Origin of the sequence: Devosia sp. (assembly GCF_034675085.1) — a bacterium.
Lineage (GTDB): Bacteria > Pseudomonadota > Alphaproteobacteria > Rhizobiales > Devosiaceae > Devosia.
Genome location: NZ_JAUCDN010000090.1, coordinates 1 through 11,218, shown reverse-complemented (window position 1 = coordinate 11,218; position 11,218 = coordinate 1). Strand labels below are relative to the sequence as shown.

Annotated in this window: 13 protein-coding genes; 3 read left to right on the top strand and 10 right to left on the bottom strand. The window is 65.7% G+C overall.

Translation table 11 applies throughout. The features are described from left to right. Positions 1-49: 49 nt before the first annotated feature. The 5 genes from VDP82_RS07715 to rsmI all read right to left on the bottom strand — a co-directional run bounded on the left by VDP82_RS07715 (position 50) and on the right by rsmI (position 3,255). Positions 50-172 carry a hypothetical protein gene (locus VDP82_RS07715; RefSeq protein ID WP_323014274.1) on the bottom strand — a complete coding sequence of 41 codons (123 nt, stop codon included), beginning with the start codon at positions 170-172 and terminating at the stop codon, positions 50-52. 133 nt (positions 173-305) lie between these two features. Then, entirely contained in the window at positions 306-947 is a 642-nt protein-coding gene (locus VDP82_RS07710; RefSeq protein WP_323014273.1) for a MarC family protein, read from the bottom strand. A 99-nt stretch (positions 948-1,046) separates the two neighbouring features. Continuing rightward, positions 1,047-1,994 (bottom strand): glutathione synthase, encoded by a 948-nt coding sequence (gene gshB, locus VDP82_RS07705; protein WP_323014272.1) that lies wholly within the window; start codon positions 1,992-1,994, stop codon positions 1,047-1,049. Between the two features lie 9 nt (positions 1,995-2,003). Next, positions 2,004-2,381 carry a YraN family protein gene (locus VDP82_RS07700; protein WP_323014271.1) on the bottom strand — a complete coding sequence of 126 codons (378 nt, stop codon included), beginning with the start codon at positions 2,379-2,381 and terminating at the stop codon, positions 2,004-2,006. Continuing rightward, positions 2,359-3,255 (bottom strand): 16S rRNA (cytidine(1402)-2'-O)-methyltransferase, encoded by an 897-nt coding sequence (gene rsmI / locus VDP82_RS07695; protein ID WP_323014270.1) that lies wholly within the window; start codon positions 3,253-3,255, stop codon positions 2,359-2,361. Before rsmI ends, VDP82_RS07700 begins: the two co-directional genes overlap by 23 nt. Before the next feature lie 80 nt (positions 3,256-3,335). Between rsmI and VDP82_RS07690 the strand changes: the two genes are divergently transcribed. After that, the gene (locus VDP82_RS07690; RefSeq protein WP_323014269.1) at positions 3,336-4,571 is read left to right on the top strand and encodes an ABC transporter substrate-binding protein; all 1,236 of its coding nucleotides are present in this window, start codon (positions 3,336-3,338) and stop codon (positions 4,569-4,571) included. 257 nt (positions 4,572-4,828) lie between these two features. On the opposite strand, the gene hemW is transcribed toward VDP82_RS07690, so the two are convergent. From hemW to rph, 3 genes are all read right to left on the bottom strand, one after another. Further along, positions 4,829-5,983 (bottom strand): radical SAM family heme chaperone HemW, encoded by a 1,155-nt coding sequence (gene hemW, locus VDP82_RS07685; protein WP_323014268.1) that lies wholly within the window; start codon positions 5,981-5,983, stop codon positions 4,829-4,831. A 93-nt stretch (positions 5,984-6,076) separates the two neighbouring features. Then, on the bottom strand, positions 6,077-6,721 hold the full coding sequence (locus VDP82_RS07680; RefSeq protein WP_323014267.1) for a non-canonical purine NTP pyrophosphatase: 645 nt from the start codon (positions 6,719-6,721) through the stop codon (positions 6,077-6,079). A 226-nt stretch (positions 6,722-6,947) separates the two neighbouring features. Continuing rightward, positions 6,948-7,664, bottom strand: a complete 717-nt coding sequence (gene rph / locus VDP82_RS07675) for a ribonuclease PH (RefSeq protein ID WP_323014266.1) — start codon at positions 7,662-7,664, stop codon at positions 6,948-6,950. A 153-nt stretch (positions 7,665-7,817) separates the two neighbouring features. On the opposite strand from rph, the gene hrcA reads away from it, so the two are divergent. Both hrcA and grpE read left to right on the top strand, forming a co-directional pair. Continuing rightward, positions 7,818-8,897, top strand: a complete 1,080-nt coding sequence (gene hrcA / locus VDP82_RS07670; protein ID WP_323014265.1) for a heat-inducible transcriptional repressor HrcA — start codon at positions 7,818-7,820, stop codon at positions 8,895-8,897. A gap of 20 nt (positions 8,898-8,917) precedes the next feature. Beyond that, entirely contained in the window at positions 8,918-9,529 is a 612-nt protein-coding gene (gene grpE, locus VDP82_RS07665) for a nucleotide exchange factor GrpE (protein ID WP_323014275.1), read from the top strand. A gap of 168 nt (positions 9,530-9,697) precedes the next feature. Here grpE and pncA read toward each other — a convergent pair whose 3' ends face one another. After that, positions 9,698-10,333, bottom strand: a complete 636-nt coding sequence (gene pncA / locus VDP82_RS07660; RefSeq protein WP_323014264.1) for a bifunctional nicotinamidase/pyrazinamidase — start codon at positions 10,331-10,333, stop codon at positions 9,698-9,700. Between the two features lie 73 nt (positions 10,334-10,406). Then, on the bottom strand, positions 10,407-11,218 hold an 812-nt coding region (locus VDP82_RS07655; protein ID WP_323014263.1), incomplete at its 5' end, for an aminotransferase class IV family protein.

Below are 11,218 nucleotides of genomic sequence, written 5' to 3'. Positions count from 1 at the left end.
TATCGCGTTTCCGAACCGCAAAACCGTTTCCACTTTTGCTGGAAACGCTCTAGCGGCTGGAAACGCCGGCGACCTCGTTCGCCGTTGACGGGCTGTCGAGCCGGGCATGGGTGGAGGCGCTGGCTGCCAGCATGGCCAGGATCGCAAAGATCAGCAGGGCGGCGATACGCACGATGGTCCCCTCTTCGGCAAGGGGCTGGCTCGCGATTCGCGCAAGCCATCCCTGCACCCACCCCTGCGCCTCGGCAGAGGCGGGGGCAAGAACAGGCTTAAGAACTGGTTAACAACGCTTGCCGCCGGGCGGATCAGGCAGAAAGCGACCCGAGCAGCCCGCTTGCCTTGACCCCGTCGAAGACGAATTGCACCGCCAGGGCCGCCAGCAGGATGCCGACGACGCGCGAGACCACGGCGAGCCCGGTAACGCCGAGAAGGCGCTGGATGGGAATGGCGACGAGCAGGGTGAGCCAGGCCAGGAACAGGATGATGACGATGGCGAGCAAAACCGCCCAGAATTCGAGATCGGTGCGGGCGCCGGTGGTGAGCAGAATGACGGCGCTGATGGCGCCGGGACCGGCCAGCAGCGGCATGGCCAGAGGGAAGACGGCAATATCCTGACGCTGACGGGCTTCCACCTCTTCCTCGTCGGTGGTGCCGGTGCCTCCCGAGTGACGGGCGAAGACCATGTCGATGGCGATGAGGAACAGCAGCAGCCCGCCGGCGGTGCGCAGCGCCGGAATGGTGATGCCGAAGATTTCGAGGATGGGATTTCCCAGAATCCCGAACAACAGCAGGATGATGCCGGCGATGATGACGCCCCGCGTGGCGAAGACGAAGCGCTGCCGGGCCGTGTTGTGCTTGGTGAGGGCGGCGAAGATGAAGGCGATGTCGGCGACGCCCACCGTGGCGAACAGGGTGGCGAAAGCGACAAGAAAACTGGTGGTGGGCATCAGGCACTTTCCCCCATCGGCCCGCCGGGAGCCGCTTGTCCTCGAACCGCTCAAGCTTTAGCCGCTCGGGCCGGGCTTGCCCAGCCCCTGCGGGGAGGTTCAGGCGGCGCGGCGCTTCTCGATGGCGTCCCAGATCATCACCGCGATATCGGGGCCGCCGAAACGCCTGATCTCGCGGATGCCGGTGGGGGAGGTGACGTTGATCTCGGTGAGATAGTCGCCGATGACGTCGATGCCGACAAAGATCATGCCGCGCTCCTTGAGCGCCGGGCGGATGGCGGCGCAGATTTCCTTTTCGCGCGCGGTGAGTTCGGACAACTCCGGCCGGCCGCCCACATGCATGTTGGAGCGCGCCTCGCCATCGGCGGGGACACGGTTCAGCCCCGCCACCGGTTCGCCATCAATGATGATGATGCGCTTGTCGCCCTTGCGCACGTCCGGCAGATATTTCTGGATCATGAAGGGTTCGCGGTAATTGTTCTCGAACAGCTCGAGCAGGCTGACCAGATTGTGGTCGCCCTCCTGGATGAAGAAGACCCCGGCGCCGCCATTGCCGTAAAGCGGCTTGACGATGATGTTGCCATGCTCGCGGCGGAAATCATGGATGAGGGCGCGGTCGCGCGTCACCAAAGTGGGCGGCATCAGCTCGGGAAAATCGGTGACGAGGATTTTTTCGGGCGCATTGCGCACGGCGGCGGGCGGATTGACCACCAGGGTTTTCGGATGCAGCCGCTCAAGCAAATGGGTGAGCGTGATATAGTTCATGTCGAAGGGGGGATCCTGGCGCATATGGATCACGTCCTGGGTGGACAGATCGATGCGGCGGGCCTCGCCGAGGCTGAAATGCTCGCCCTTGGGCTTGTCGAAAACGGTGATCGGGGCGGCCAGGGCGCTGACCACATCGCCGCGCAAAGCCAGGGTGTCGGGGGTGTAATGGAGCAATTCGTGCCCGCGGGCCTGCGCTTCCAGCATCAGGGCAAAGGTGGAATCGCCAACAGGATTGATGGTGGCGACATGGTCCATCTGGACCGCGACTTTGAGCGTCATGGCAAATTCTCAGCTGGCATCGAAGGCGTTGATGACATGGCGCGGCCAGCGGCCGGGCGCAAGGAAAATCACGTCAAAGCGGAAATCGCGGGCGCCGCTGGCCGGATGGCGGGCCTGCCAATGGGCGGCGGCATGGGCGATGCGGGCGCGATTGACCGCTTCAAGGGCGTCGCGCTCGCTTCCGGCGCGGCCCCGCGCCTTGACCTCGACGAAGACGATGGCGCCAAACCTTTGCGCAACAAGATCAATTTCGCCCACCGGCGTTTTGTAGCGCCGCTCGAGGATGCGGTAGAATTTAAAGCGCAGGAACCAGGCGGCCAGCGCCTCTGCGCGATGGCCGCCGCGCTGGGCGGCGATGCGGGCGCTAGTCTTGGGATTTGAGGGCAAGGGCGGCATCATAGACCTGTTTACGCTTTAGGCCGTGTCTTGCGGCGATGGCATCGACGGCGGCGCGCAGCGGCATTTCGTCCAAACTCGTGCGCAATTCGCCTTGCCAGTCAATGGCTTGGGTAATTTCTGCCTCGGTAGCGCCACCAACCAGAATGACTGCTTCGCCCTTGGTTTCGGTTTGCTCGAAAGCGGCGGCAAGCGCGGGGAGCGTATCGCGGTGGACGCGCTCGAAGCGCTTGGTCAATTCCAGCGCCACCGCCGCCGGCCGCGCGCCAAAGGCCTCGGCCATGGCGGCAAGCGTGTTGGCAAGACGGCGCGGGCTTTCGTAAAACACCAGTGTTTCACGTGAATCGGCCAGCTTTTTCAAGGCATTGGCGCGAGCCCCCGCCTTGGAGGGCAGAAAGCCGTGAAAGGCGAAGGCATCGGTGGGCAGGCCCGCCACCACCAGGCCGGAGAGCAGGGCAGAGGCCCCCGGAATGGGAAAGACCGGCAGGTTCGCCTCGGCCAGGGCGCGGATCAGGGGGAAACCGGGGTCGGAGAGCAGCGGCGTGCCGGCATCGGAGATGAGGGCGATGGCTTCGCCGCCGGCAATGCGGGCCAGAATGGCGTCGATGCGGGCGCGCTCATTGTGCTCGTGCAGGGCCATGCGGCGGGCCTTGACGCCGTAGTGATCGAGCAGGCGCGCCGACATTCTGGTGTCTTCACAAAGGATTAGTGAGGCAGCGGCCAGGGTTTCCAGCGCCCGCAGGGTGATGTCGCGCAGATTGCCGATAGGGGTGGCGACGACATAAAGCCCCGGCGCCAGCGGGGGGGCGGGAAAGGAAACGCCAGCGATGAAATAGGCCGGAGCGGCGCTGGTTTCGGCAGCCATGGGCGGCAAATCCCCGGATTGACATTTGCTTAACAAAATAGGGGTCACAGTTAGCAGACTGCTAACATTTCGAGCAGCACATGACCGCCAAGAGTAACGCAAGGCAAGCCATTTTTCACAGCCTCATGGCCATGGGGCTGGCGATGCTGGCCGGGTGCTCGCCCATCCAGATCGGTTCGCGTGTCATCGATTTTTCCGGCGGGGGCGGCGCGCCAGCGCAAACGGCGCCCCTGAACCCGACGCAGACGGCGCCCATGGCCACCAGCCAGCCGGGTCAGCGCTTCGGGCGCGGCGCGGTGCCGGTGGCGCTGCTGCTGCCGCTGAGCGGAAGCGGCGAGGATACCCGGATCGGGTCCTCGATGGCCAATGCCAGCCGCATGGCCATCGGCTTTATAGAGGCCAGCGCCAGCATCGGGGATAATATCCATATCACGCTGCGCGATACCGGCGGCACGCCGCAGGGCGCGAGCGCGGCGGCGCAGGCGGCGGTGCAGGAGGGGGCGCGGCTGATCCTGGGGCCGCTGGGCAGCGCCGAAATGCAGGCGGCCGGAACGGTGGCGCGCGGCGCGGGCGTGCCGCTGATCGGCTTTGCCCCCACCGGCACCGCGACCGGAGCGGGGCTCTACCTGCTCGGGGTGCTGCCCGAGGGAGAGATGAAGCGCACCATAGGCTGGGCCAAGGCGCAGGGGCTGCGCGGGCTGGCCGGGGCGTTTCCGGCCAATGAGGCCGGGCAGGCGCAACAGACCGCCTTCCGCCAGCAGGCCATCGCGGCGGGCTTCTCGCCGCAGGCGGTCTATACATTTTCAGGCGCAGGAGAGGCCAGCCAGATCGTGGCGCAGGCGCTGCCCGAAATGCAGCGCGGCATGATCGACGCGCTGTTCCTGCCCGACCGGGCCAGCGCCCCTGCCTTCGGCGCCGCGCTGGCGGCGGCCGGGGTGAAGGATGTGCAGATCATCGGCTCGGCCGAATGGGACAACGACAAGGCGATCCTGAACAGCGCCGCGCTGGCCGGAGCGGTCTATGCCGCGCCCGATCCAGCGGGCATGAACGCCATTCGCGCCGACTACCAGCGCCAGTTCGGCGCCGCGCCGCACCCGATGGCGACCATCGCCTATACGGCGACGATCCTGGCCAATGTGAACACGCTGTCTCTGGCCAATCCGCCCTATAGCCCGGCGGCGCTGACCAATCCCCAGGGGTTCAACGGGCGGGACGGGCTGTTCCGCTTCCAGGCCAATGGGCGCAGCGATTACGCGCTGGTGCTGAAGAAGGTGGCGCCGGGTGGGGCGCAAATGGTGGAGGGGGCGGGGTTTTAGGGGGTTTGTAGGCTTCACACCCACAATGTCGCCCCGGTGTGGGTCAAGTCGAGACCCTCGATATCAGGGAAATATGCGGATATGGATTCCGGCCTACGCCGGAATGACATCGGGGTGAGGAGGGCGCGGTGCAGGAGTGGTGAAGGAGAAGGCCCCCTCACCCGGCCCTGGGCCCCCTTACCTCTCCCCCTGAGGGAGAGGTAAGGGGGCGCCGGATTCTGCTGCGTCGTCACTACCGGGTTTATTCCGGTGGCCTCTCACGCCGCCAAATCGGCGACGACGGCGTCGAGGACGGGAAAGCCCTTGTCGGTGACGCGCAGATTGCCGTTGGGCAGGGTTTCGAGGAAACCGTAGCCCTTGAGCGTGTCGATCTGGCGCGGCGAGATGCGGCGGCCCGAAAGGGCGGTAAAGCGAGCGGGAGAAATACCCTCCTTGAGCCGCAGGCCCATGACGAGGAATTCGTCGCCCTGCTCCTCCCAGGTCAGCACATCGTCCACCACCATGCCGTGGCCCTGGGCCATGACCTTTTTCTGCCAGTCGAAGGGCATGCGCTCGGCGGCGGTGGCGTGGCGCTGGTTGTTGATGAGCAGCCGGCCATGGGCGCCCGGACCGATGCCGGCATATTCGCCATAGCGCCAATAGAGCATGTTGTGGCGGCTTTCCTGCCCGGGGCGGGCGTGGTTGGAAATCTCATAGGCGGGCAGGCCCGCCGCAGCCGTCAATTCCTGGGTCAATTCGTAGAAATCGGCAGCCAGGTCCTCGTCGGGCAGAGTGAGCTTGCCGGCCTGCTGCAAATCGAAATAGCGCGTGCCCTGCTCGATGGTGAGCTGGTAGAGGCTGAGATGGCCCTGGGCCAGCCACAGCCCTTCCTTGAGTTCATCTTCCCAATCGTCCAGCGTCTGGCGGGGGCGGGCATAGATGAGATCGAAGCTGGAGCGCTCGAAGACGCTTTGGGCGATGCGCACGGCGGCCACCGCCTCCTCGACGGAGTGGCGGCGGCCCAATTCGGCCAGCGGGCCGGGACGCAGCGACTGCACGCCGAGCGAGACGCGGTTGACCCCGGCGGCGCGATAGCCACGGAAGCGCTCGACCTCGACGCTGGTGGGATTGGCCTCCAGCGTGACCTCGGCCTGCGGATCGAGCGTCCAGTGACGGGCGATGGCCTCCAGAATCCGCCCGGTGGAGCGCGGGTCCATCAGCGAGGGCGTGCCGCCGCCGAAAAACACCGATTGCACCATGCGGCCGGGCGCCAGCGCCGCGGCATGGGCGATCTCGCGCTCATAGGCGGCGATATAGGTCTCCTCGTCGAAGGCGCCGCGATGGACGTGGGAATTGAAATCGCAATAGGGGCATTTGGCGGCGCAGAAGGGCCAATGCACATAGACGCCGAAAAGATCGTTGGCGGCGCTCATGGGCGGGTGGCCATGTTGTGCCGGCCACAGGACGACACCGCCCCCATCATGGGGGAGGGTGTCGACTGCACCATTGGGGCAAATCGCGCCGGATCACTTCTCAATCTGGGTCTCCACGAACAGCGCGAAGGCGCGGGCGCGGTGGGAAAGGCCCTTTTCGCCGGGAGCCCAGCCATGCTTCATCTCGGAGGGCATCTGGCCGAAGGTGATGTCGTAGCCATCGGGCATGAACATGGGATCATAGCCATGGCCCTGATCGCCCCGGGGGGGCCAGACCAGCGTGCCCTCGCACCGGCCGACGAAGAGCGCATCGCGCCCATCGGGATGGGCCAGGCACAAAGTGGCGTTGAAGCTGGCTCGGCGGCGCGACGGCTCGGTGGCGTTGGCGGCCTGAAGCGCATCTTCCACCCGGCGCATGGCGCGGGAAAAATCGCGCGGCACGCCGGCCCAGTCGGCGGTATAGACGCCCGGATCGCCATTGAGCGCATCCACGCACAGGCCCGAATCATCGGACAGCGCCAGCATGTCGGCACCGCGCGCGGCGGCATGGGCCTTGGTGCGGGCGTTTTCGGCAAAACTGGTGCCGGTTTCCTCGGGCTCGGGCAGGCCCAGCTCGCCCGCCGAGACCAGATCGAGCCCGAAGGGGGCGAACAGCTCCTGGAATTCGGCGAGCTTGCCGGCATTATGGGTGGCCAGGACGAGGCGCGTGCCGGGGCCGAGACGGGGAATGGCGGTCATTTTCGGCCTCCTTCGAGGGCGCGGCTGATGTCGTGCCAGATGGGAGAATCATGCTGGCAAAAGACCCCCTCATCCGTCTCGGCTGCGCCGAGCCACCTTCTCCCGCGAGGGGAGAAGGAAGGGGCTATGTTTGGGGCACGATCTGAGCGCACCACCAGTTCCCCTTCTCCCCTCGCGGGAGAAGGTGCCCGAAGGGCGGATGAGGGGGCTTTTTTCCCAAACAGCATCATGAGGCCAGCGCCGCCTGTTGCATCAGCGTCAATTCGGCAATGCCGTGGCCGGCCAGCGTCATGAGGGCATCGAGCTCGGCACGATCGAAAGGGGCGCCTTCGGCGGTGCCCTGGATCTCGACGAATTTTCCCGAGCCGGTCATGACGAAATTGGCATCGGTCTGGGCTTCGACGTCTTCGAGGTAATCGAGATCGAGCACCGGGGTGCCCCGATAGATGCCGCAGGAAATGGCGGCGACCGAATCGCGCAGCGCCTTGCCCTTGGTGAGCTTGCGCGCCTCCATCCAGGCAATGGCGTCGGCCAGCGCCACATAGGCGCCGGTGATGGCGGCGGTGCGGGTGCCGCCATCGGCTTCGAGCACGTCGCAATCGATGGTGAGCTGGTTTTCGCCCAACTGGGTGAGGTCGACCACGGCGCGCAGCGAGCGCCCGATCAGGCGCTGGATCTCCTGGGTGCGGCCGGACTGCTTGCCGGCGCTGGCCTCGCGCCGCGTACGCGTGCCGGTGGCGCGGGGCAGCATGCCATATTCGGCGGTGACCCAGCCCTGGCCCTTGCCGCGCAGCCAGCCGGGCAGGCTGGTTTCCACCGAGGCGGTGACCAGAACCCTGGTATGGCCGAAGCTCACAAGGCAGGAGCCCTCGGCATTGCGGGCCACGTTGCGTTCCAGCGAAATGGGGCGCAACTGGCTGGGGTCTCGTCCTGAAGGGCGCATGGGCAATCCTGAAAATTCTGGCCTGAAAAAACCACGTTAACCGCCTCTTAACCCTCATGGGGCCGGCTCACAAGCGGCGGACGCTTGGCGGGAGGCCGCAATGGCCTTAAATGAGAGGGCACGGTTAAAGCGGACGATTTTATCGAAATCCTCATGGTCAAGCCCCAGGAAGACTTTCTGAGCGTGCTCAATGCACGCAGCCAGGACATCTTCAGAAAAATCGTCGAGCGCTATCTGGAAACCGGCGCGCCGGTGGGATCGCGCGATCTGTCGCGCATGTTGCAGATGGGGCTCTCGCCGGCCTCGGTGCGCAATGTCATGGCGGACCTCGAAGATCTCGGGCTGATCGCGGCCCCGCACACGTCGGCGGGGCGGGCCCCCACCCAGGAGGGCTTGCGGTTTTTCGTCGACGCCATGCTGGAAGTGGGCGCGGTGGACGAAAGGGAGCGCCAGCGCATCGCCCGCTCCATCGAGGGCCAGCAGCGCGGCCAGGTGGAGGACGTTCTGACCGAAGCCAGCCAGTTGCTCTCCGGGCTGAGCCAGGGGGCGGGCGTGGTCATCGCCAGCAAGGCCGACATGGTGTTGCGCCATATCGAATTCGTGCGGCTCGACGCCACCCGCGCCATGGCGATCCTGGTCGGCGAGGACGGGCAGGTGGAAAACCGCATCATGGACGTGCCCCCCGGCCTTACCGCCTCGACGCTGACCCAGGCGGGCAACTACCTGGCCCGCCACGTGGTGGGACGCACGCTGGCCGAGGCGCGCATGGCGCTGAGCGCGGCGCGGGAGGAACAGCGGGCGGAGCTCGACGAATTGACGCAAAAGCTGGTCGAGGCCGGCATCGCCACCATGGGACAGGCCTCGCTCAACGCCACCCCGACGGTGATCGTGCGCGGGCGGGCCAATCTGATCAACGACACCATGGCCAGCGAGGAATTGCTGCGCATGCGCCAGCTCTTCGACGAGCTGGAAAGCAAAGACGGGCTGCTCGAGCTGCTGGGCGATGCGGAAAAGGCCCAGGGCGTGCGCATCTTCATCGGCTCGGAAAACAAGCTGTTCTCGCTTTCGGGGTCTTCGGTGATCCTGTCGCCCTACAAGGACGCCAATGACCGCATCGTGGGCGTATTGGGGGTGATCGGGCCGACGCGGCTCAACTATGCGCGCATCGTGCCGGTGGTCGATTATACCGCAAACGTGATCTCGGCGATGATGGCGCGCAAGCGCCAGGCTTGAAATAGGCCGGCGATTGGCCGATATGCCCGACAAACCCAAGTGAGTGCAAAAAGAGAAGAGCGATGAGCGACGAAAACGCCGCCCCGGAAGAAACCCCTGAGGCGATCGAGCCCGAAATCGACCCCGTCGAGGCGCTGCGGGCCGAAAATGCCGATCTGCGCGACCGGCTGCTGCGCGCCGTGGCCGAGATGGAAAACCTGCGCAAGCGCACCGAGCGCGACGTCGCCGATACGCGCTCCTATGCCATTTCGGGCTTTGCCCGCGACATGCTCTCGGCCACCGATGCCTTGCAGCGGGCGCTGGTGATGCTGCCGGCCGAGGCGCGCGAATCCGAGGACCCCACGGTCAAGTCGCTGATCGAGGGCATCGAGATGACCGAGCGGGAAATGCAGCGCCTTTTGGCCAAGCACGGCGTCACTCCCATCGAGGCCGAGGGGCAGAAATTCGACCCCCACAAGCACCAGGCCATGTTCGAGGTGCCCGACCCCACCAAGCCCGAAGGCACGGTGGTGCAGGTGGTGCAGGCCGGTTTCGCCATCGGCGAGCGCGTGCTGCGCCCGGCCATGGTGGGCGTCGCCAAGGGCGGCCCAGTCAATCCGCCCAATGGCGAGCCGGTGGACAAGAGCGCTTAGAACGAAAAAGACCCCCCGCTACGGCGGGGGTTTTGTTTTGCGCATGTGGGAAGCACCCCCTCCCGACCTCCCCCATCAAGGGGGAGGTGTAGTCTTGTGTTTGGAACACCATCCTGCCCCATCCACCGAAGGACACCCTCCCCCTTGTGGGGAGGGCTGGGGAGGGGGTCAGCCCAGGATATCGGCGCTCCGGATCCGCGCCACGCCGGCCTCTTCCATATCGGCCCAGGCGCGGGCCAGGCTCCCATCGGCATCGATGGCGCGGCTGGCATCCTCGATGACGGCGACGTCGAAGCCGGCGGCGGCGGCGTCGATGGCGGTCCAGGCAACGCAGAAATCTGTGGCGAGGCCGGCAATATAGAGGCGGTCGACATCGCGCTCATTGAGATAGCCGGCCAGGCCCGTCAGCGTCTCGCGATCGGCCTCCTGGAAGCCGGAATAGGAATCGATGGCGCGGTTATAACCCTTGCGGATGATGAGCTGGGCATGGGGAATGTCGAGATCGGCGCTGATCTCGGCGCCGCGCGTCTGCCAGACGCAATGGTCGGGCCAGAGCACCTGGGTGCCATAGGGCAATTCGATGGTCTGGAACGGCGCCTTGCCGGCATGCTGGCTGGCAAAGGAGATATGGTCCTTCGGGTGCCAGTCCTGGGTCAGCACCACATTGGCAAAGCGCGGGGCCAGGCGGTTGAGCAGCGGCACGATCTCGTCGCCGCCGGCAACGGCAAGGCTGCCGCCGGGCAGGAAATCATATTGCACATCCACCGCGACCAGAACGTCCTTGGGGGTGATGTCGATGGTCATGAGGCGTCTCCAAATCCTTGTTATGCCGCGTTTCCGAACCGCAAAACCGGTGCCCACTTTTGCGGGAAGCGCTCTAAGGCTTGACCCATTGTGCGCGCATCAGGCCGCGCACGGAATTTCCCAGCCAGATTTTTTCGGCGCTTTCAAGATCGTCCAGCCCAAGCACGGCTTCCTCGGCCTTGCCGGTGGCGAGAAGCTCGGCGCGCAAGGTGCCGGGCAGAAGGCCGGACGCGAGCGGCGGAGTGAGCAGTTTCCCGTTCCGCTCGATGAAGAGATTGGTGATCGAGCCCTCGGTCAGCTCGCCACGCTCATTGGTGAACACCACCTCGTCGACGCCCCATTGCGCCTGGGCGCTCTGGCGCGGCTGGTCGTAAAAATCGCGGTTGGTGGTCTTGTGCGCCAGAAAGGGGTTTTGCGAATCGAGCGGCTCGGGCGCCAGGGTGAAGCGGAAGACATCGGGATTGGGCGGCAGCGGCATGGCGGTGAGGGTAGGGCCGGAAGCATCCAGCGTCAGGCGCACGCGCATGGCGGCCGCGGAGTAGTCCTGGCCCTGCAATAGAGCCTCAATCGCGGCGCGGTCGCAGGCGAGGCCGAAATGGGCGGCCGAGGCGGCCAGGCGATCCAGATGCCGGCCGAGCAGGTCATAGCCTTCGCCCTCTCTCCACAGCAGGGTTTCGATCAGGGTGACGGCGGGGGCGGTGAAAAACGCCATCTTGAGCAGGGCCTCGCGGTATTCGCTATTCATCTGGCTGTCGGCGACGATGCCGCCGCCAATGCCGATCTCCCCTCGCCCATCCGCATCGATCACGGCGGTGCGGATGGCGACGTTGAGGGGGAGATCGCCATTGGGGGCGAAATGGCCGATGGAGCCGGTATAGACCCCGC

Coding starts and splice junctions, on each gene's coding strand:
- VDP82_RS07710 (WP_323014273.1), bottom strand. CDS start 947: ATGCCCACCACCAGTTTTCTTGTCGCTTTCGCCACCCTGTTCGCCACG.
- gshB (WP_323014272.1), bottom strand. CDS start 1,994: ATGACGCTCAAAGTCGCGGTCCAGATGGACCATGTCGCCACCATCAAT.
- rsmI (WP_323014270.1), bottom strand. CDS start 3,255: ATGGCTGCCGAAACCAGCGCCGCTCCGGCCTATTTCATCGCTGGCGTT.
- VDP82_RS07690 (WP_323014269.1), top strand. CDS start 3,336: ATGACCGCCAAGAGTAACGCAAGGCAAGCCATTTTTCACAGCCTCATG.
- hemW (WP_323014268.1), bottom strand. CDS start 5,983: ATGAGCGCCGCCAACGATCTTTTCGGCGTCTATGTGCATTGGCCCTTC.
- VDP82_RS07680 (WP_323014267.1), bottom strand. CDS start 6,721: ATGACCGCCATTCCCCGTCTCGGCCCCGGCACGCGCCTCGTCCTGGCC.
- rph (WP_323014266.1), bottom strand. CDS start 7,664: ATGCGCCCTTCAGGACGAGACCCCAGCCAGTTGCGCCCCATTTCGCTG.
- hrcA (WP_323014265.1), top strand. CDS start 7,818: ATGGTCAAGCCCCAGGAAGACTTTCTGAGCGTGCTCAATGCACGCAGC.
- pncA (WP_323014264.1), bottom strand. CDS start 10,333: ATGACCATCGACATCACCCCCAAGGACGTTCTGGTCGCGGTGGATGTG.